At 37.2% G+C, this 22,197-nt stretch carries 13 protein-coding genes and 2 pseudogenes; 8 read left to right on the top strand and 7 right to left on the bottom strand.

Annotation, left to right across the window (positions count from 1 at the left end):
* Window positions 1-232 precede the first annotated feature (232 nt).
* Together ACFIMQ_RS06030 and ACFIMQ_RS06025 are read left to right on the top strand one after the other, a co-directional pair.
* The gene (locus ACFIMQ_RS06030; protein WP_375703594.1) at window positions 233-2,227 is read left to right on the top strand and encodes a BID domain-containing T4SS effector; all 1,995 of its coding nucleotides are present in this window, start codon (window positions 233-235) and stop codon (window positions 2,225-2,227) included.
* A gap of 318 nt (window positions 2,228-2,545) precedes the next feature.
* Window positions 2,546-5,776: a BID domain-containing T4SS effector gene (locus tag ACFIMQ_RS06025; RefSeq protein WP_375703593.1), complete on the top strand. Its 3,231-nt coding sequence runs from the start codon at window positions 2,546-2,548 to the stop codon at window positions 5,774-5,776.
* A 214-nt stretch (window positions 5,777-5,990) separates the two neighbouring features.
* On the opposite strand, the gene ACFIMQ_RS06020 is transcribed toward ACFIMQ_RS06025, so the two are convergent.
* Entirely contained in the window at window positions 5,991-6,170 is a 180-nt protein-coding gene (locus ACFIMQ_RS06020; protein ID WP_375703592.1) for a hypothetical protein, read from the bottom strand.
* Between the two features lie 375 nt (window positions 6,171-6,545).
* On the opposite strand from ACFIMQ_RS06020, the gene murJ reads away from it, so the two are divergent.
* The 4 genes from murJ to ACFIMQ_RS06000 all read left to right on the top strand — a co-directional run bounded on the left by murJ (window position 6,546) and on the right by ACFIMQ_RS06000 (window position 10,441).
* Complete coding sequence (gene murJ / locus ACFIMQ_RS06015; protein WP_375703591.1) at window positions 6,546-8,117, top strand: murein biosynthesis integral membrane protein MurJ; 1,572 nt, start codon at window positions 6,546-6,548, stop codon at window positions 8,115-8,117.
* Between the two features lie 60 nt (window positions 8,118-8,177).
* Entirely contained in the window at window positions 8,178-9,248 is a 1,071-nt protein-coding gene (trpS, locus tag ACFIMQ_RS06010) for a tryptophan--tRNA ligase (RefSeq protein ID WP_375616667.1), read from the top strand.
* A 62-nt stretch (window positions 9,249-9,310) separates the two neighbouring features.
* Complete coding sequence (locus tag ACFIMQ_RS06005) at window positions 9,311-9,802, top strand: universal stress protein (RefSeq protein ID WP_375703590.1); 492 nt, start codon at window positions 9,311-9,313, stop codon at window positions 9,800-9,802.
* Window positions 9,803-9,862: 60 nt separating this feature from the next.
* A complete protein-coding gene (locus tag ACFIMQ_RS06000; RefSeq protein ID WP_375616665.1) occupies window positions 9,863-10,441 on the top strand; it encodes a NifU family protein in 579 nt (192 codons plus the stop codon).
* A 1,400-nt stretch (window positions 10,442-11,841) separates the two neighbouring features.
* On the opposite strand, the gene ACFIMQ_RS05995 is transcribed toward ACFIMQ_RS06000, so the two are convergent.
* Together ACFIMQ_RS05995 and ACFIMQ_RS05990 are read right to left on the bottom strand one after the other, a co-directional pair.
* Window positions 11,842-12,177, bottom strand: coding sequence for a zinc ribbon domain-containing protein YjdM (locus ACFIMQ_RS05995; RefSeq protein WP_375616664.1), 336 nt, complete (start codon window positions 12,175-12,177; stop codon window positions 11,842-11,844).
* 1,186 nt (window positions 12,178-13,363) lie between these two features.
* Window positions 13,364-14,992, bottom strand: a complete 1,629-nt coding sequence (locus ACFIMQ_RS05990; protein WP_375616662.1) for an alpha-D-glucose phosphate-specific phosphoglucomutase — start codon at window positions 14,990-14,992, stop codon at window positions 13,364-13,366.
* A gap of 216 nt (window positions 14,993-15,208) precedes the next feature.
* Between ACFIMQ_RS05990 and ACFIMQ_RS05985 the strand changes: the two genes are divergently transcribed.
* Window positions 15,209-15,733, top strand: coding sequence for a peroxiredoxin (locus tag ACFIMQ_RS05985; RefSeq protein ID WP_375616661.1), 525 nt, complete (start codon window positions 15,209-15,211; stop codon window positions 15,731-15,733).
* A gap of 561 nt (window positions 15,734-16,294) precedes the next feature.
* Here the strand turns inward: ACFIMQ_RS05985 and ACFIMQ_RS05980 are convergent.
* The 3 genes from ACFIMQ_RS05980 to pyrF all read right to left on the bottom strand — a co-directional run bounded on the left by ACFIMQ_RS05980 (window position 16,295) and on the right by pyrF (window position 20,808).
* Window positions 16,295-16,840: a replication protein gene (locus tag ACFIMQ_RS05980; RefSeq protein WP_375616659.1), complete on the bottom strand. Its 546-nt coding sequence runs from the start codon at window positions 16,838-16,840 to the stop codon at window positions 16,295-16,297.
* A 1,117-nt stretch (window positions 16,841-17,957) separates the two neighbouring features.
* On the bottom strand, window positions 17,958-19,448 hold the full coding sequence (gene hisS / locus ACFIMQ_RS05975) for a histidine--tRNA ligase (RefSeq protein WP_375616658.1): 1,491 nt from the start codon (window positions 19,446-19,448) through the stop codon (window positions 17,958-17,960).
* Between the two features lie 514 nt (window positions 19,449-19,962).
* Window positions 19,963-20,808, bottom strand: a complete 846-nt coding sequence (pyrF, locus tag ACFIMQ_RS05970) for an orotidine-5'-phosphate decarboxylase (protein ID WP_375616656.1) — start codon at window positions 20,806-20,808, stop codon at window positions 19,963-19,965.
* A gap of 517 nt (window positions 20,809-21,325) precedes the next feature.
* On the opposite strand from pyrF, the pseudogene ACFIMQ_RS05965 reads away from it, so the two are divergent.
* Window positions 21,326-21,430 (top strand): annotated as a pseudogene (locus ACFIMQ_RS05965) (transcriptional regulator); the annotation flags it as partial.
* Between the two features lie 623 nt (window positions 21,431-22,053).
* On the opposite strand, the pseudogene ACFIMQ_RS05960 reads toward ACFIMQ_RS05965, so the two are convergent.
* Window positions 22,054-22,197, bottom strand: a pseudogene (locus ACFIMQ_RS05960) (DNA adenine methylase); the annotation flags it as partial.

The following is a 22,197-nucleotide window of genomic DNA, read 5'->3' as shown; positions in this document are numbered from 1 at the left end:
GAGAAAGTTAAAACAAAACTCATTCTCCCACCACTTAATCTAAGCTATTGATAAAACAGTATTTAGAGAGTGATTATGATCTGCACTAAGAGAGTCAAATCTTGTGAAACTGCTCAGTTTTATATCCTCTCTTATAAAAGATAAGTGAAAAAGCATAAAACAGAATAAACACCAACGCGTATTCTTAAACAGTATTTAAAAACAATATTGGAAGAATTTGAAAGGAAAATGCATGAAAAAAAGAAATCCCTCCCCCTTTATCGCCGAAATGATGGAAAAATTTCAACAGCAGGATGAACAATTTCCCACCAGAACGCCCCCTCCCCAAGTTTCTCAAAGTGTACCAAAACCACCTGTACAAAAACGCCCAGAGAATTTGTCACATTCCCCAAAGGTTGCACCACCGCCCCCCCCACGTATGAGAAACAAAACGCCAACTGATGCAAAAATCCAAAAGCCTGAAACTCAAAAAAATCCCTCCCTACAGACAGAAATGGCTCCGCCTAAACCCCCACGTATGAGAGACAAAACGCTAGCCGATGCAAAAGTCCAAAAGCCTGAAACTCAAAAAAATCCCTCCCTACAGACAGAAATGGCTCCGCCTCCCCCCCCACGTATGAGAAACAAAACGCCAACTGATGCAAAAATCCAAAAGCCTGAAACTCAAAAAAACCCCTCCCTACAGACAGAAATGGCTCCGCCTAAACCCCCACGTATGAGAGACAAAACGCTAGCCGATGCAAAAGTTCAAAAGCCTGAAACTCAAAAAAACCCCTCCCTACAGACAGAAATGGCTCCGCCTCCCCGCCCACGTATGAGAAACAAAACGCCAACTGATGCAAAAATCCAAAAGCCTGAAACTCAAGAAAGCCCCTCCACGCGCATAAAAACAGCTCCACAAAGACCCCCGCGTGCAAAAGATAGAGAACAAAACAAACTAACTGCTCAAGAATCCCCCTCTCTACAGACAAAAGTGGCTCCGCCCCTTCCACCACGCATGAGAGAAAGAGCACAAAACGGCACAAAAATTCAAAATCCTGAAACCCTCGCCCCAAGTGTTAGGCCCAAAACATCATCACATATGAAAGTCAGGCAGCAAAGCAGTTCATCATCACAAGACAGTGGAACATATGCCGTCCCTCCTTCAAGAAAACCGCATCGTACAAAAAACAGAAAACAAAGCGATACTGTCATTCCAAAACCTGCTTCTCCACATATAGCAAGAGAACAACCAAAACCGTCTCACGAACAAAAACCATCTATTAATACAATGGAAAGAGAGCTATTGCTCGTAGCATATCAAGAAGAAATACGATTTTTGAGCGAAAAGGTTTATGGCGAACCGCTTATTTTAAGTGAAAGAATAGAAGCAATCAAAGAAAACCCCGATATGGGAGAACAGCTCTTATGGGATGTTACAGAACGGCCTCAGACTATTTCTAAGCTTGCTGGTAGAAAAGTTCTTGGCATAAAAAATCATGCGCGCAAACAAGCTGAAGAAACTCTTCCTACCCTACGTGCTGCTATTAACGGTTATGTGTATACTTCAAAATATACAAAAAGTGAAAATATTTCCCAAGGTCCTCACACGGAACAACAACATCAGCGACAAGCACAGGAGGAAGAGCTAACAAATCAACATTTACAAAATCCGCTCAATTCAGAAAAGAAAATAAAGCCACTCTCAAATGAGGAAATTGCTCGCAGAGTTCAACAAGATCCATCGGTTCAATATGGTCAAAGAGAGATCCAATATTGGTGCAAAGTTGTTTATAATGATCCATTTATTTTGCAATATAGAATGGAAGATATGCACAAAATTCCAGAGATGGGAGAAGAAATCGTATTTCAAATTGAACAGGATTCTACATCTTTTTCTCCGCTTGCTGGTAAACAAGTCCTTGGCATAAAAAATGGAGCACGCAAAGCTGCTGAAGAAAATCTTCCTACTCTTTGTACCGCCATTAAAGATTATGCTGAAACTGTAAAACAGTTAAGAGAAACCATTGTGCAAAACCATCAGGAAGAACAACAAAAACGTTATCAACCGCTTCACAATCCCGATAAAAAATTGCAACAGCAGCAAAGCCTATCGCAGTCCCCGAAGCTACCTGAATGCTCAACAGCAAAGCAACATCAGGAGCTTACAGAAACATCTAGACAAGAAGAGAAACCGCCTATTCGACCGCGTAGAGCCGAAACATCAAAAGCAATGGCTTTGTCGTGATAATCTAATCATCATTGACTTTTCATACAAAACTTTGGTGCAATTATCTTGCCAAGATTGCATCAAAGACGGTGTGTGAAATACAGAAAACTTTGAATAAGGCACCCCATTATTTTACAGAATTCATTGATAAAATTTCACGATAATAATTTATAAAAATTACAAACTTTAACTTTGTTCCATGCGAATAAGGTCAATTTTTTCAATCATTCAAATAGGCATTCTTCTTTGAAGAAAACGCTATGAAAATAATAAAAGGCAAAAAATGTAAAAAAGAAGATTTCAAAAAATAATGTTACCATTTGAAAGGAAATATGCATGAAAGAAAACACAGAACATTGTGCCTCCTCTACACAAGAAGAATTGCAAGAACAACACTCTGCAATTAATGCAGCCATTTCAAAGCAAATCAATGAAGAAGCGCAAAATTTTTTCTACCCCAATAGCAAAGTGCTTAAAAATAAATACCGCATCAAAGATAAAGAAATATTAAAAGAACGCTGTTCTAATGATGTAAAAAAAGAAATGATAAAACTGCGCCAAGAGCCACTACCAGAGCAGTTTAATGCCTCTTATCTAAAATACCTTCATCAACGCCTCTTTTCCCGTACATTTGAATGGGCCGGACAAACGCGCGAAGAGCTTTTTACATTTGAAGATGGCACTGTTGCTTCTATGCCCATTTTGAAAAGAAAAGAATTTACAAAACCTTTTGCGATTGGCAGAAAAATACAGGAGGGACTAGAAAAGTTAGATAAAACGCTTGCTGAAAAGAATAATTTACAAGACTTAACTCGCGAAGAATTCGTTGAACAAGCAGCTGGTATAATGATAGATTTGCACCACTTGCATCCTTTCAGAGAGGGCAATAGGCGCACAAAGAGACTGTTTGTTGAAAAACTCTCTCAAGCAGCAGGACATGAGCTAGACTTTTCTCTTGTGAGCAAAAAACGTAAAGACTTTGTCCGCGCCGCTGCCATGGAACATGGCGACCCAGAGCCTATGAAGCATCTTCTTGAGGATATCTCAAATCCAGAAAAATTGCTCCTCTTACGAGAATTCACCAACTCTATGAGAGAGCTTGGATTGGATGAAAAAAATTATCATTTCGCTGTCGTTGCAAAAGAAGGAGAAACCTATCATGGTACCTATAGAGGCAGTGGACCCAATGGCTTCATGCTTGATGCCAACGGCATTTTCACCTTGGGAAATAAAAAAGATCTTACCCCAGAGCAAATACAGACATTAAAAATCGGTGACGCCCTCTCCTTTACAGCGCCAAAAGTTCAAAACCCAGAAAAAACCCAGAAAAAAACATTGCTTCCAGAAGAAAAAGAAGAAAAAAGAGCCACTCTTAAAAACGATGAAATAACTGAAAAGAGCAAAGACAACGCATCCATTCAAACAAAGAAAAAGGGAAAATCCTATTTTTCACCATGGATTGCCTCTCATGTTTTACATGACAGCGTTGAAGCTATGCCCAAAAGTTTGCAAGAACAAGAAAAAGAACAAATGGCACAACCAATTGCTCAATCGGCTTCCGCTATGAGGCAAATGCAAAAAGATTTTCAAAAAAACATTTTACAGAGCAGTAATACAGCGACAAATGATCCAATATCTGTCAAAATGACAAAGGAAACACGCTCGGATCATCCAGAAATAGAAAAACAGCCTACCAAAAAAGCAATGGCATACTGGGATACTGGTACAAGAAAAACGGACACCGTCCCTCTCACCTTACAGGAGAAATTATCCTCACCGCCTGAAACCGAAGAAAATAAGACAATACACCGTAATTTCTTTTACCCCAATAGTATCATCTTAAAGAATAAATATGGAATAAAAGACTATGGAAAATTAAAAGTGCAATGTGCCCATGATACAACAAAAGCAATCATTCATCTGCGCCAAGAAGCGCCACCACAAAAACTAACCTCCACATATCTCCAATATATTCATCACACCCTATTTAAAAATACTTTTGAATGGGCCGGACAAACACGCGAAAAACCATTTACATTTGAAGATGGTACCGTTGCTTATATGCCAATGATGAAAAAAGCTGGTATTTCTTTTGCCTCAGCAAAACAGATACAGGAGGGACTAGAAAATTTAGATAAAATACTTGCTGAAACGAATAGTTTAAAAGGCTTAACCCGCGAAACATTTGTTGAATATGTCACTGAAATGTTGATACAGCTCAACTATACGCATCCTTTCAGAGAAGGTAATGGACGCACGCAACGAATGTTTTTTGAAAAACTTGGGCAAGTTGCTGGCCACACACTCGACTTTTCTCTTGTAACAGAAAAACGTATGAATCTTGCCAGCATTGCATCGCTAAAACATAACGATAAAGAAGAAATGAAACATCTGCTTGAAGATATCTCAAATCCAGAAAAAATACTTATTTTAAAAGAATTCATGGACAGTATGAAACATATCGGGCTTGAGAGTATTCATCATCATCTTATTATAACAGCAAAAGAAGGTCATACCTATAAAGGCTTTTACAGAGGCAGTGGACCCAATGGCTTTATGCTTGATGCTAACGGAATTTTCATCTTGGGAAATAAAAAAAATCTCACCCCAGAGCAAATACAGACATTAAAAATCGGTGACACCCTCTCCTTTACAGCACCAAAAATTCAAAACCAGCAAGAAGTGCTTATCCCTGCACAAACAATAGCCCCCCTTACCAACAATGAAATTGCCACAAGGATAAAAAACAACGCATCCATTCAAGAAAGAAGAAAAGAAATAGAAACTTTGTGCCAAATCATTTATGGCAATCGTCATATTTTGCGGGAAAGAATTGAGATGATCCATGAAAATCATACTGTGGGAGAACAGCTCACCTATCAAATTACCACCTCTCCCCAATCGATTTCGAAGCTTTCTGGTAGCAATGTATTTGGCATAAAAAACAACGCGCGCGCCAATGCTGAAGAAAATATTGTGCCCCTCTGTAGAGCCATTGATCATTATATCAATATTTCTAAACAAACAGAAAGAGACATTCTCCATACCCATCATGTAAAACAAAGGCGGTGTGAACAGTCGGTAGAAATACCTAAAGCTTGGATAACAAATCTCTTTTCCGTGTCAAAAGCACAACAGCAAGAAACGTTATCAAACTCTCCCGAATTAAGGGGGGAGATAAGGACTTATATCAAAAAAATCAATGAGCGCTTATCCTCAAGCGAGCATGAAGCTATAAAAGAAAATAATCCTGAAAGACTTGCGAAGAGTCTTGGCACATCAACCATCAAAGCAAAAGAGATTATAGAAAGCGTAAAACACATAAAAGAGATAGAACCGCATATACAACCCATGTATTTTTATAACCATAAATTCGATGAGCGCTTCGCACCAAACCAGTATCAATCTATAAAGAAAAACAATGAAAAAAAATGTTCCAATACTCTTGATAAAGAAGCAATTAAAGTGCAAAAAATGACAGAAAACGTCAATCAGAGTCCCAAAAGACAAGAAAATATTCAACCTCACAAAACGGAGCACGCAAAAGCAATGGCAATGAATGTCTAAAAGGTTCATAAACTTTAACTTTTTCGCCCCCTCTGGTAAAAATGATAGCCTTTCCCCCCTGCCTTCATCGGCAAATCAATCGCACCTCAACGAGAATGGAAACCATGAGAGAGCAAATTTATCTTATTTCCTCAGATTTTATCCTCATCAACTGTGAAAAGAAACCTGAACAGGAAAAATGCTGTTGAAAGATCATGTCTTCCTATCCTCTTTTTTATGTAATCTCTAAAACGGCAAGGCTGCCACATTTGGGGAGAACATAAAGTCGTAAAAGTGAAAACCAATCACCAGCTTTACCATCACCTTTTAGCTCAGCCTTACGACTTTTTAAAACATCTAAAGCGCTGTTTTTTTTAAATAATGAATAAATAATGGAAATTGCGCATTGCTTCACGCTTTTATTTGCGTTCTTTTAATAGGATCACGCCCCTCACGTAAAACAAAACAGTATTGGGTTACACTATTCACGATATCACACCATCAAGAGAAATGATCATTATAGATCCCTGAACTGTTATGACAGTGCTCCCATATTTCAGTTTGAAAAAGAAATTTTAATTATTTTATGGCAACAATAAAAATTTTAATGCAACAGTAAACAAGGAGCATAGAAAAGTCTTCAAGCACCATCATTGACAGAAAGATAAACACCGTCGTAAAACGCTTTCAAAAAGTATCCTTGATTAGGATAGAGATCAGATTTTTACGATTTAAACGGTTTATTTCTCCTGTCATCGCTTCTCTTTTACAACAAAGTTGATATATCTTTATGACATTGATTAAAAAAATTGCGACAGTTGCTTCCGGAACCCTCATGAGCCGTATTTTTGGCTTCGTACGCGAAATGCTTATGGCAGCAGCCCTAGGGACAGGTCCTGTTTCTGATGCCTTTAACGCTGCTTTTCGTTTTCCCAACACATTTCGTCGTTTTTTTGCTGAAGGTGCCTTTAACGCTGCTTTCATTCCTCTTTTTGCAAAAAAAATCACTGAAGAAGGCCACGAAACGGCATGCAAATTTGCAGAAGAGGTCTTTGGCGTTCTCTTTTCACTGCTCTTACTGTTAACGATTGCGATGGAACTCAGTATGCCTTTTTTGGTACGAACCATTATTGCTCCAGGTTTTACAGAAGATGCAACAAAATTTAACGCTACAATTCACTTTACTGCAATCATGTTTCCCTATTTAACCTGCATGTCGCTTGCTGCCATGATGGGGGGCATGCTTAATGCGCTGCGACGCTATTTTATTGCCGCCATTGCTCCACTCTTTTTAAACATTGTTCTGATTGGTGTGCTTGCCTATGCTTGGATCTATAAACTTGACGCTTGGCATATCGGTTTAAATCTCTCTTGGGGTGTGTTGGCAGCAGGGCTTCTTCAACTCACCTTAATTGCCCTTGCTTTACGTCAAAGTGGAATGAAAATTTCCTTCCGCCAACCCCATTTAAGTCCTAATGTTCGCAAGCTATTAACTTTAGCATTTCCAGCAGCCATAACGGGTGGCATCACGCAAATTAATTTGCTCATTAATACCAACATTGCTTCTAGTCAATCAGGTGCTGTCTCTTCTTTAATGTATGCGGATCGTCTTTATCAATTGCCTTTAGGCGTAATCGCCATTGCCGTTGCAACGGTTCTTTTACCAGAATTAACACGCGCTTTGCGAAGCAAAAAGCATGAAGAAACCCACCATTTACAAAACCGCTCTATTGAATTAACGCTATTGTTAACACTTCCAGCATCCATCGCTTTTTTGCTGCTCTCCACTCCCATTGTCAGTTTGCTCTTTGAACGAGGACAATTTACCAGTCAATCAACACACCATGTTGCACAATTACTGGAACTTTATGGACTAGGACTTCCAGCTTTTGTTCTCATTAAGGTCTTTATTCCTAATTTTTTTGCCCATGAAGATACCAAAACACCGATGATTTTTACAGGTATTTGCGTTTTTATCAATATCGGTCTCGCCTTAACATTATTTCCTATTCTATCTGCACGAGGCATTGTTATTGCTGAAATTACCTCTGGATGGGCCAACACCCTGTTGCTGTGGAGTGTCCTTATCAAACGCGGTTATTGGAAATACGACTTCCAACTGATAAAGCGGATATTATGTCTCATGATGGCAACTCTTTTGAGTGCGCTAGCCCTCTATTACGGATTGAATGTGTTTGGTTTTTTATCTTTTCCTTTATCCTCACAAGCATCCTTTTTCTTGCGCGCGATCACCTTAGCAGGAATCATGATTGGCATATTTTTGATCTATTTTAGTGCCTATTTTTTATTCAACACCCGTTCCTTTTTTCACACGCTTAAAAATTTGAAAAAACGCTCATAATATCTATACTTTGTCAAAAACAATAAAACGAATAACCTTAATTAAAGAAAGAATACTCCTATGGATACTTTCACACCACTTGTCTTCTCCGGCGTACAACCGAGTGGTCACTTACATCTTGGCAATTATCTTGGAGCCATTCAGCATTGGGTTGAACTGCAAAACTCTCATCACTGCCTCTATTGTGTTGTGGATATGCATGCGCTCACAGTCAACCCAGACCCTCTTACTTTACGCGAATCCACTAGAACAGTGACAGCAGCCTTTTTAGCCGCCGGCATTGATCCTCAAAAACACATTATTTTTAACCAGTCACGTGTTTTTCAACATGCTGAACTCGCATGGATTTTTAATTGTGTTGCCCGCATCGGCTGGCTTCAACGCATGACACAATTTAAAGATAAAGCAGGAAAAGATCGTGAAAAAGCATCCCTTGGGCTTTTTGCCTATCCCACTTTGATGGCTGCTGATATTTTAGTCTATCGTGCAACACATGTCCCAGTAGGCGAAGATCAAAAACAGCATGTTGAACTCACACGCGACATTGCACAAAAATTTAACAACGACTATGCACAGCGTATTGCCGAATTAAATTTTGGCATCTCTATGCAAACAGATGAAGAAAAAAGACAAGGCTTTTTTCCCCTCCCAGAAGCGCTTATTGGAACAACAGCCACACGTGTTATGTCTTTGCGCGATGGAACAAAAAAAATGTCAAAATCAGATCCTTCAGATTTTTCACGCATTAATTTGACCGATGATGCTGATCTTATTGCAAAAAAAATACGCAAAGCCAAAACAGATTCTGCCCCTCTTCCCGATACCCTCGCTGCTTTAAAAGAACGACCAGAAGTTGACAACCTGCTTGGTATTTATGCCGCCTTTGCCAAAGTTAGCAAAGAAAAGATTCTTTTAGAATTTTCTGGTCAACAATTTTCGCATTTTAAAACAACCCTAGCCGACCTTGCCGTTCATAAGCTTGCCCCCATAACACAAGAATTACGTCGACTTCATCAAGAAAGCGGTTATATCGACTCCGTTTTGCATGATGGCGCTAAACGTGCTACTATGCTTGCAGAAGAAAATATGAAAAAAATTCGTGAAATTGTTGGATTTTTGCACGATACATAAAAACAATGAAACTAAAAACTGTAGAGAGCAAAAAAATCGTTTGTACAAAATAGAGAAAGTGCATGATTTCTAAACCCAAAAATCCAAAAAAAGAACCCAAGAAAAAAAACTTAGTTATTATTGATGAAACACCAGAATGTCGGCGTGCCGTTGCGTTTGCCGCACAGCATGCCCAAAATACCAATAGAACATTGGTACTGCTTTGTGTTGTGGATAGTGCAGAATTTCAACATTTTCTGGGTGTAAACAACCTTATGCGTACAGAATCAACGCAAAGTGCTCATAAAATATTAGGAAACATTGCCAGTGAAGTCCGCACCTCCCATGCTCTTGAAACAGAAATAGTCGTGCGTGAAGGAAAAAAAATTGATGAAATTTCCAAACTTATCGACGAAGATAAAAGGATTGCACTGATTGTTTTAGCAGCAAGTGGACATACAGAAGGACCAGGCCCCCTTGTCCAATTAATCGGAAATAGAGGAACAGCTTTTTCAATTCCTGTCATTGTCATTCCCAGTAATATCGCTGATGAAGATATTAAATCTATTGCCTAAAAAATATAATATTCTAAAATATAATGATCTTTCTAATCCTTCATTATAAAAGGAGAGTCTATGTTTATTCAAACTGAAACCACCCCAAACCCTGCAACACTTAAATTCCTACCAGGGCGTGTGGTTCTTTCCGAAGGCGTATTAGAATTTCGTGACCATGAAAAAGCAGCGAAAAACTCACCTTTAGCGGCTAAACTATTTAATATTCCAAATGTCAATGGTGTCTTCTTAGGCTATGATTTTATCACCGTAAGCAAAAAAGAGGGGGAATGGCAACATCTCAAGCCCATCATTTTAGGCACAATTATGGAACATTTTCTGTCCAATGAGCCAGTTATCACCACCAACGCCACAACACAAGCACAAGCCAACGCTCTTAACGAAGAATTTTATGATGAGAAAGACTCTGATATCGTTTTAACAATTAAAGAGCTCCTTGAAACGCGTATTCGCCCAGCTGTTGCCAATGACGGTGGAGACATTACTTTTCGCGGGTTTGAAAATGGTATTGTTTACCTCAATATGCGGGGCGCCTGCGCTGGATGTCCCTCTTCAACAGCAACACTCAAACATGGTATTGAAAATCTTTTACGCCATTTCATCCCTGAGGTTTTAGGCGTTGAAGCCATGCCACAGTAAATATTGACCTCAATATACAAAACGGTCACACTAATTGTCCCTCTTCAACAGCGCTCAAACATGGAGTGCAAAAGTCTTACGTCATTTTATTCCTGAAATTTTAGAAGTAAGTTATGCAGCCATAAAAATAGAGTATTGTTAAAAAAATCTATTCAATATACCTTCGCTCACCTTGCTTCTCCACATATGCCTTAAAAAGCTTTCTGCCCCTTTAAGAGGCACAAGTTGTTTCAATAAACCAATCGCATAGACAGAAATAGAACGCATAGGGATATGCATTTTAAATTTATTTTATTTCATAATCTTGTCATGCAATTTTAACCAAGAAAACACGCCCCGTTACAAAAAAGCCCCCCCAAAAAAACATTGTAAGATAGAGAGCCCATTTACTTCATCTTTTTCAGCTCTCCCAACGATAAAATCACGCAAAATACTTCTTGTAGCAAGCCGGCACCATCATTATATCTGCCAGCCCCCAATGCTGCAACAGCCCTTGGCACTTAAGACGATTCATAAGAGCCATTTTTAATCCTTTCTTTCCTCATTTTTACCCACACGCCAGCCCGCTTGTGGTGTGCAAGCAAGTGATTTTAATTGATTCAACATGGAATAGATTTGAAATGAGAGAATCCCACGTTATTCGGGGTTCTAATTCAATATGAATAACGCTAATTTATTATTACAAATCAATATGTTGTTTCAGCAACTCGACAAAGATCACATTTTGAAACTTGCAATGAGAATTCTGACATTCTTCTTATTTCAATTTTGTTTTTATTGCATCAATAAAAATCGTCCGCTTACACAGCACAAACTAGATAATAAAAAAAACTATTTTTAATAGCTCTTATGCGCACTTTTATAAGAGACTGTTGCAGAACTAAGAGCTGGAAAATACATGACAGTACGACCTTATCAAGATCATAGCGTCCTTTTTACATTCTTAAAATCAAGAATTCCCCCTCTATCATTTTCAATCTCATTTCCATAAATATGACACAAAAGGTGTAACTACCTGTAAAAAATAAATACATCGAAGCCAGATCTATTATGGTTGTTTGAGAAATTATCTGATAAAAAAATGAGAATATTTTTTCAATTCAGCAGGAATAAGTTTGTCTACTTTACGGCGTTGTTCTTCTCATAAAGCGCATACTTTTATTGTTGTTTGCGAGTCAACATCCAGTTCCCCCATAACCACATATTAAAAGAAAAGACAGAGTCACTATTTCTCTGCGATACATGGCTTTGCAATAAAGGAAAATATATTGCTTCTATCTGATTGGTGTAATCTATGAAACAAGAAAAGAAGCCCATTGGAGGAAAATATGCCCAATTAAAGAAGAATGTAAAGATAGAAAAGCAAAGAAATACAAAAACAATTGCAATAGGATAAACGTCTAAACTTTTTTAACAAACTCAGACTTTAAACTCATCTGCCCAATCCCAGGAATTTTGCAATCGATATTATGATCCCCATCCACCAAGCGAATATTCTTTACCTTCGTCCCCCCTTTTAAAACAGATGAAGCGCCTTTTACTTTCAGATCTTTTATCACCATAACGGTATCTCCGTTTGTTAAAATCTGACCATTGGCATCATAAACATTATCGGAAAGAACCGTATCATCATTTTTTTGTGGCCATTCATGCGCGCATTCAGGACACACAAAATTTTCACCATCTTCATAAGTATAAAGACAATCACAACGAGGACATTTGGGATATTGGGTCATAAATTTCCCTTTTTTAGAAAAGTCATTCATTATGACGGTCATAAAGCAAGAAATGCTTATTGTCCATTATTTTAGAAAAATACGTCCCTTTGTTTCATTCCCCATCTGCCAACTATGTTTGTCAATGCGATCACCACAGACAAGACGTTAATTTATAAGAATGATTTATCATTGTACACCTTAAATAAGCCCTACCTATCATAAAATTTACTCCTTTCATTCTCTCTTATAAATCAATCAAAATCATTTTCTTATCCGTCACAAATGAAATTAACGAATGGATAAAAAAATGAAAAAAGGAACATCTCTTAATAAATTCTCTCAAAGAGCGAAGCACGACTGAATATTGCGAGAAAAGAAAGTGATGCCCTAACTTGACCTTTTATTTTAAGATTCTCTTATTTCAAATCCTCTTCTATTGAATCAACCAAAGCCTTGCGCTTGCATATTACAAGTGGAAAGATGCACATTGGGAACTAGTCAATAAGTGTGATGGAGCTGGGCTTACTCTCTCATAAAAATGGTGGTGCTCAATGTTGTCACTGCCCTTGGCACAAAAGATGATTGATTCATAAGAGGTGTTTTTAGTTCTTTTTTGTACAGTTTTTATCCACACGGCTCTCCCCGCTTGTTATGTGCAAATGAATGGTTTTAATTGATTCAACATGGAATAGATTTGAGATGAGATAATCTTACAATATTGGAGAGCTCTCATTCAAATTGAATAATACTAAATTATTATTATAAATTAATTTATTATCTAATATATATCGACCATTATATTCTTCACGAGGATTTACCGTTATCTCCTACATGAATAGCATTCCATAAAGAAGGGCATAAGTGTATTGAGAGAGGCTTTTTAAATTAAGCATATGAAATGCGCAATAACGACAGTATTCTGTTTTGCATGAGAAACATCATCCTATTAAACAAACACTTCTATCAAACCATCAGAAACCATTGGGCATAAATGCTCCGATTATGCTGGATTATAATTGCCTACAAAATTCGGTTTTAAGAAACCCGCAGTTTTAGGAATCGGATCGATATGTAAAGGTGAAAAAAACAAAGCGAGCTTGAAAATGGAGTTAAGCTCTTCCTTATGGCAAATAAAATCATGCCCCTAAAAACATACCCCATGTGATCAATCATTATACCTTTACAAAAAAACATTCCAATGATCTTAGGTGATAATATCAGGATGGTCTCGTCCCAATACTTGTTGTATGTTTAACAGTTTTAGTGCCACCTGTTGCAAGGGTTGGAGAACTTCTTGCGGATTAAAATTGTGTTTGCGTGGATCACTTTCATACTGTTCAAAATAAAGTCGTAAAGTAGCACCTAGCGTCCCTGTTCCCGACAAACGGACTACCAACCGTGCTCCATTCTCGAAAAAAATACGTATGCCTTGCCGCGTGCTAACGCTCTGATCAACAGGATCATGATATGTAAAATCGTCTGCTTTTTTGACAAAAAATCCAGCAATTTCAGTTCCTGAATGTGGTAAGTGTGCACGCAAATGTTCTATAATTTCCAAAGCTTTATCTGCTTCGACTTCTTCATAATCATGCCGTAACGTGTAAAAACGCCCATAGGTGTACCAATGCTGTTGAACAATTTGTGCGACAGTTTTTTCTGTGACCGCTAAAAGATTTAACCAAAATAAGACAGCCCACAAACCATCTTTTTCACGGATATGATGAGATCCAGTTCCAAAGCTTTCTTCCCCACAAAAGGTTACTTTCCCCGCATCCAAAAGGGTTCCAAAAAACTTCCATCCCGTTGGTGTTTCAAAAAATTTTAATCCTTTTTTTTCCGCAACCAGATCAGCAGCACGCCCCGTCGGCATAGAACGCGCTATCCCCACAACACCTTTTCGATATCCTTTAATGAGGTGTGCATGTTCAGCCATAATAGCCAGAGAATCTGACGGCGAAACAAATTGCCCACGACCAATAATGAGGTTACGATCTCCATCACCATCAGATGCTGCACCAAGATCTGGTCCTTTCTCTGACATCAATAAATCATAAAGAGCCTTAGCATAAACTAAATTGGGATCTGGATGACCACCTCCAAAATCTGGCAAAGGAATACCATTGACCACCGTCCCTTCAGAAAACCCTAAGCATTTTTCAAAAATTTCATGAGCATAAGGCCCTGTTACCGCATGCATGGCATCAAACCGTAAAGTAAGACCTCGAGCAACAGCCTTGGCAATACAGTCAAAATCAAAAAGCTCCTGCATCAAAGCAACATAATCAGCGACAGGATCAATAATATCAATCCGCATGGCTCCCATAAAGATCGTACCTTGCCTATCTAAATCAACATCTGGTGCTTCAAGAATTTTATAAAAAGAAAGACGTTGCGATGTTGCAAAAATAGCATCACATAAAGAATTAGGAGCGGGTCCCCCATTAGAAATATTATATTTAATACCACAATCTCCTTCTGGACCACCAGGATTATGGCTTGCAGAAAGAATAAGTCCACCATGGGCATGAGTTTTACGAATAAGATGCGAAACAGCAGGTGTAGAAAGAATACCGCCCCTTCCCATTTTAATAAGAGAGATACCATGCGCCGCTGCCATCTTCAACACAATCTGAAGGATAGTACGATTAAAAGTGCGCCCATCCCCCCCAAGAATCAACATTTTTCCTTCAAGAGGCCCAATGTTATTAAAAAGAGACTGTATAAAGTTTTCTACATAATGGGGTTGTTGAAAAACAGACACTTTTTTGCGCAAACCAGATGTTCCCGGTTTTTGCCCCTCAAAAGCCGTGGTCAAAACTGTCTTTATGGTCATATCCATACCTTTATATTCTTTCCTATAATTTTAAGGTGAAGAGTATCCAAAGTCGACCATTAATTCTACTTGACGGAAGTGTGAAATATTTGCACACTTACTAGAAGTAAGAATTTTTTAAGAAGCCCTTTTATTTAAAACGATCTTTCCCATATGTTTTAAATACAAAGGTTGTTTTAAAAAAGATTTTCGTTAAAAAAATACAGGAGCATCCTTATGATAAAAAAAACAGTTCCCAATGTCACATTTCATACACGTGTACGCGATGAATCAACGGGGGGAGATAATCCTTATCGGTGGCAAGAAGTTAAAAGTGATGCTTATTTTAAAGGAAAGCGTGTTATTCTTTTTTCTCTTCCTGGAGCTTTTACCCCTACTTGCTCAACCTTTCAGCTGCCTGACTTTGAAAAACTCTATGATGAATTTAAACAAGCTGGTATTGATGAAATTTATTGCCTTTCCGTCAATGATGCTTTTGTCATGAATGCTTGGGGAAAAGCACAAAATATCAAAAACGTGAAATTAATTCCCGATGGCTCTGGTGAGTTCACACGCAAAATGGGTATGCTGGTTGCAAAAGACAATGTTGGTTTCGGCATGCGATCATGGCGCTATGCTGCTGTTATCAACGATGGTGTGATTGAACAATGGTTCGAAGAAGCAGGTTTTTCAGACAATTGCACAACAGATCCTTACGAAGTTTCTTCACCACAAAATGTTTTAAAAGCTTTGAAAAGCTAATTTCAACCAAAAAATTGTATATTTAAATTCTACGACACAAATTCCTTTTAGAGAGGGAATTTGTGTTGTTTGTATCTCTTTAAACATCTATTCGACATTTTAATTTACAATAATAATTTAGCGTTTTTCAATTTGAATTAGCCCCTTGAATATCGTAATACTCCTTTATTTCAAATTTTTCTCTACTGAATCAATTATGATTACTTGTTTGCACGTCATAAGCGGGTGTGGCGTGTAAGTAAAAACGCTTAAAGCACTAAAAACGCTTCTCCTAAGCGCTCCCGAATGCCAAGGCATTAATAATCCAAGGTTCACAAAAGCATCACAAGAAAAAATACAGATCAAACATTTATTTAAAAAGGCACACACTTGAAATTGAGTTATGTCTCATAAAATAATCGAATATAGCATAAAAACTGCTCTGGATAAATAACCGTTGACGAAAAGAATTAAATCAAAACAGATCCCGTAAACATTCCAATTCACATACCATAAACAACCTCATTGCTGTTCTCATAGCAATTTATTCTAAGCTTTTATTTTTCTCTAAGAGAGAAACAGTTAAAGAAGTCGTTTATTTGGGTATTCTACCATAAAGTGTGTTTTCATTTCTTCCTCTTCTATCTCTTCCTCTTCATCGAGCTCAAAATCTTCATCACATTCAGGAAGACCAAAAATATCTGGATTGATGAAATAACAATCTCTTTTTGTCCCCTTCGCTACAATTTTATTCTTTTCTAATTCTTTGATACCTTCTTTAAAACTTTCAAAATTAAGATATTCTGGTTCTTGAGTCGAAAGATCGCAAGTCAAAAATTCCTCAAGAATGTCATGATCCAATGTTATCTGATCAAACCATAAATCCACATCATCTTCATCTGACATTTTCCCTACTTGCCACAACATCACAAAAAAAGCTTTCATACCACTAAATGATAGTGCAAAAATCATACGTCGACACGACGAGGCGCCTGAAAAAGTGATTTGCGGAAAATCTTCAAATCCAAAATTTGAAGGAGGAAGTTTAAATGACTTTCCAATCTCTTCAGGTTTTTTCAAAATAAAGGGATTTCTTTCATATAACACTGTAAAATCATATTTGGCCATTTTCATTTCTCCCTAAAAAATTTATTTGTTATAATAAATGAATAATTTCAAATGGTTGTCATTATAATTTCTTATAATGCCTCTCATATTTTCCCTTTAAAAATTGTCTGATTTAAGTTATTCGTTGTTTCTGAAACTAAAAAAATCTTCTAAAATAAAACTTTTGAGATCTCTTTCATCTCTCATGGATGTGAGATTACAGACTGTTGACAATAAAACAGTAGAAAATATGATACCAGCAAATGAGAATTCAAAAATTAAATCTATATGAATGATCAATATTTCTATAAACTAATGGATTTTTATAAACCTATTGGTCATCAATTTTTCTAAACATGGTTGCGCAAGTCCTCAAGCACTTCACTTTCCAGTGTTTTTCTTCACGAAGATGTTCCCATCACGCCCTCAAAAAAACGCATTTTATCGCCTTCAAAAACATTCATTTTATAATGAATACAAAATGTTTTTACCTTTTAAAAGAATTTTCTTTTTATGCCATACGAACTTAAAAAATAACGCGATTTGTTGCTTTTCAGTTTCTAGATATGCGTTAAAATGAAATGATTTATTAGGTATTAATTCATTAAAATTGTACAGACAAACAGAAAATTTCTCTTTTTTCTGCTTGTCATTTTTTTAATTCTCTGCGAGTTCCTCCAACACTTTCAGTATTCACAAGTCCAGAAGGGACGCATTCATTCATTTGGTACCTAAAGAAGTCCTAAAATGTGAGTTTTCATATTTAATTACATCTATTTAAATTTTGTCATTCGCTTTTATTTTTTATTGAATCACCCAATGTAGCTCCTATTACAAACCTCTATCGGGAGCGGAGAGCTGTTTTTTTAATTGTCTGGTGTATTTTTTCCTGTTCCTAAGATTTTAATTAAGTACCATGTTTTATCTTTTTTAATGCGTTTAATACCATTTGTTTTCACTAGGTACTCCAAACCTTTCAACGATTTCAAAAAAGTCACGCAAAGCTGTATAAACTGTTATGAAAAGAACACGACCATTATCAAGATAAAGATATATCTAAACAAGTAAAAAACAAATTCTGAAAATTGAAGAAGAAAATTTCAAACTTTTCCCCGCAATCGCTTTCACAAAACTTTTACTATGTCCCTTTTTGGGCTGCCAAAATATCTTGTACTGTTTGAACCAATTGCTCTTCATCAATCATCACTTGCGCAGGGCGGCTTTCACGCCATGTTTGATTATCCTTAATTTCATGAGACAAACGCGCCCCTTCAATCAAATCTTTGATCTGTATTTTTCCACTCTCACGTTCTTGTGAACCTTGGATAACCACACAAGGAGCTTGGCGACGATCTGCATATTTCATCTGCGCTTTAATTCCCGATACTCCCAAATAGAGTTCAGCACAAATTCCCGCATTTCGCAATTTCATCACCATTTTTTGATAGCGCGCAACAGCTTCTGGCTCTTTATCCATCATCAGCACCACAACGGGTCCAAGAGTATTTTTTACCGGCAATTTTCCAAGGTTTTGCAAAGCAGCGATCAAACGTGAAACCCCCATTGAAAAACCTGTTGCCGGAATATTTTCCCCACGAAAACGCGCAACCAACCCATCATAGCGCCCGCCCCCACCAACAGAGCCAAAAATAACTTTTTGCCCATCATCATTGAAAACATCAAAAAGCAATGCCGCCTCAAAAACAGGTCCCGTATAATATTCCAATCCGCGGACCACCGAAGGGTCAATTTTAATGCGATTATGATAACCATTAGCGGCAAAGATTGCTTGCATTTCTTCAAGCTCGCGAACCCCTTCTAGCCCTTGAGCACTCTGACCAACAACTTGTCTGAGAGCATCAAGCGTTTCTTCTGCTGTTTTAGAATTTACCGTGAGTAAGGAAAGAATACACTCAATCTCTTTATCCTTAAGCTCGGCCCCTTTTGTAAAATCACCACTGTCATCCAAACGCCCCTTACCTAAAAGCAACCGTACGCCTTCAGGACCAAATTTATCAAGCTTATCCATTGCTCTTAAGACAGTTAAGCGCTTTTCAATCTGCTCTCCTTCATCTAAACCAATCAACTGCAAAACACTTTCCAGAATTTTTCGGTTATTCAAACGAATGGCATAATCATGTTGCTGAATTCCTAATTTTTCCAAACTATCCGCTGCCATCATGCAAATCTCAGCATCTGCCGCAACGGTTGGTGTTCCAACAATATCAGCATCAAATTGCATAAATTGCCGAAACCGCCCCGGTCCAGGCTTTTCATTGCGAAAAACAAACCCCAACCGATAACTGCGATAAGGTTTTGGTAACGTTTCAAAATTTTCAGCAAAATAACGGGCAAGAGGAGCAGTCAGATCATAGCGCAAAGACATCCATTGTTCATCATCATCTTGTAGCGAAAAAACCCCTGCATTGGGACGATCTGAATCAGGTAAAAACTTCCCCAACACATCCGTATATTCAAAAATTGGTGTTTCAAGCGCTTCAAAACCGTAAAGTTCATAAACTTCACGAATTTGCGCAATCATGGTTTCAGTTGCATACAATTGTGCACTTGTGCGATCAACAAAACCACGCGGTAAACGGGCTTTGGTTTTTTCTTTTTTCAATGACATGTTATTCTCTAGCAACGATATGTGTTCACAGATAACCATTATCTCATAGAAACAAACGCTGCAATGACTTTATCAACCTAGAAGCTTTTAACAACATGTTAGAGGTTTTTATTTTACAAAAGCACTACCCTTATCAAGCAATAGTCTAAAAGAGTTTCTCTTTAAAGGAATCAGAGCCATAAAACGAAAACACTCTCTAAATTCTCTTAAGCCTTATCCTTTAGCATTGTTAGCGTCCTTTTTGTATTTTTTTGCCTATCTTGCCTCCTTAAAACAATTATTCATATATTTTCCAAAGTTTCTGCATTTTCTCCAAACACTTGACTTAGGTATTTGATCCCCCAACTCCAACAGAAAATGAGAAATATATTGTGCCTCTTTTTGAGAAGATAAAAGCAACTCTTGACTTTGAGATAAAGCAAAATCACTTCTTGAAAACAGTGTCTTCCTTAAAATTTGATAAGCCACCCCTTCTTTAATAAGAGTTTTCTCTCTTTGATGGCTTAGCAAAAAATTAAGACAGAAGTGTATTTTTAGATTGCTCAGCAAAGTTATGAATGACATTTTTTAAATCAACACTATTTCGTCCCGCTTCTGTAATCGATCTTGAAATTGAAGGAATAATATTTTGCCATAACCTTTGAGGAAACTGTTGAGTTAATTGTGTTATTGTTCCCCCTTGAGCACCGATACCAGGAACGAGAAACAAGCTATTTTCTAACTGTTTGATTGTATCTTTTGCTTCATGACCCAATGTTGCTCCAATAACTGCCCCGATAGGGCCAACCTGATGAGATTGACTTAAAGATTGGTTATTATATTCAAAAATACGCTGCGCCAAATGAACCGAAACAGTTTGATCACCAATACGCGCATTTCGAATTTGCTTTCCCTCTGGATTAGAAGACTGAACAACCATAAAAACAGCTGTTTTTGTTTCTTCTGCAATCTTTATCAAGGGAATGAGAGCATCAAACCCTAAAAAAGGATTGACAGTTATGGCATCCGCTTTGAATGGACTATTGGGGCCAAGCCAAGCTTTACCGTAAGCTTCAGCGGTAGAGCCAATGTCCCCTCTTTTTGCATCAACGAGAACTAATAAACCTTGTTCGTGTGCATTTTCAATGAGTTCTTTCAAAGCTTGAAGCCCTTCCGCCCCATATAACTCAAAAAATGCGGCTTGCGGCTTTATTATCCCCACTTTGCCCACAACGGCTGTTAAGAGAATATTACAAAAATCTTTTAGACCTTTATAATCACAGCTTAAATTCCATGATTGCAAAACTTTATAACTCGGATCAAAACCAACACAAAGGGGTCCATATTTTTCACTATTTTTCAAAAAAACTGAACAAAACATTTTATATCCTAACATAGCCTCTCTTTAGACTTTCTAATACAATCAAAAAAAAGCATTTGTCAAAATAATACAATACTGAACAGTGACACAGCAACTATCGAGTTTTTGTGATAAAAACGTATCATGAACTGTTAACATGATAGCTGCCTTTCATTCCATTTGAACGTTTACATGCATTATAATGTTTGCATCATAATTTGCTTTTATAGTCTGTTCTATACACGGCAATCTTTTATAAAAAATGGCGATTGAATCATGCATAAAAGTGTGAATTCTAAAGGAATTTATATAAAAATAAATTGGTTCAACCAACTAATTTTATTGCATTTTTATGTAAAATTCTCCTATACTAAATTGATAGCCTTTTAAAGCCGATATCAAAGCAAATGATCTTGTCTTCTCGGCGTCTCATTTCCCCCCAAACCGCTCGTACCAAAGCATTTCCTGTAAAAATTGGTATAAACTCTTTCAGGACAATGCTACTCTCTCCTGTCGTCATCTTGCATTTGCAGAATAAGCGGCAGAGCTTTATAGAAAGTTGTAAGAGCGTGTTCAAAACATCAACGATATGGAAGAAGTAAAGCTTACTTTGCCTCTTCTAAAATTGCATTTAAAGCCTTAAATAGAGACTAAAAATGCACATCTAAAAACGACACAAAACACAGCTTAATTCCCCTAATATGCAAAATGAAAGTGGAAGTCTTTTTACATGAAAATCATACAACCATTTGATTTATAAGTATATATTTCATCAAAAAATAGATAATCACCAACAGATGAAAATCTTTTTTGCTTTTTGGATCATTTGGGGTTTATTTTGATACAAAATTCACTTTTTGTTTAATTTTTCTCAAAGGGTCTTCAAAGACGATTTTCTGGGCTTTCAAAGCATTTTTAAAAACCTTTCAAAGCTTTCTCTTATTTTGCCATTGAAACGCTCTTTTTTCTGATTTTCAGTAATTTTTACAATTTTAGATGACAAAATCTAATTTGAAAAAACGAGCATTTAATGGTAAAAATTATGCATAAAAATAAAAAATTAACAAATAATCCCCCTAATTTCACCTCTTGCCACATACTTGTCACACTAGAATAATTTTACCTAATTTGCTCTCATTTATCCTATATTTTTCTTTATAATAAAAAGCCCCCTTTTTATCTATATAGATAATTGATTTGATTTATATTTTTGTAAAGTTAGGGACGATATAATAAAGTTCGGGAATAGAATTTTGCAATATACTTCTAATTATTACGAATCAAGAGTTCTTTTCGGGGTGGCTTTTTAGCAAAACCAGAGGTCCAAAGGGTTTCTAATTCTAAAAAATCAAAATCCTTAAAAATCTCTCGAACCGCATCACAATCATTCAGACTCAAAACAAACTTCCC

The organism is Bartonella sp. AD13SXNS, from assembly GCF_042196465.1.
In the GTDB taxonomy this organism is placed as follows: domain Bacteria; phylum Pseudomonadota; class Alphaproteobacteria; order Rhizobiales; family Rhizobiaceae; genus Bartonella.
The sequence above is the reverse complement of the archived record's forward strand: the minus strand, read 5'-3'. Positions and strand labels throughout refer to the sequence as shown.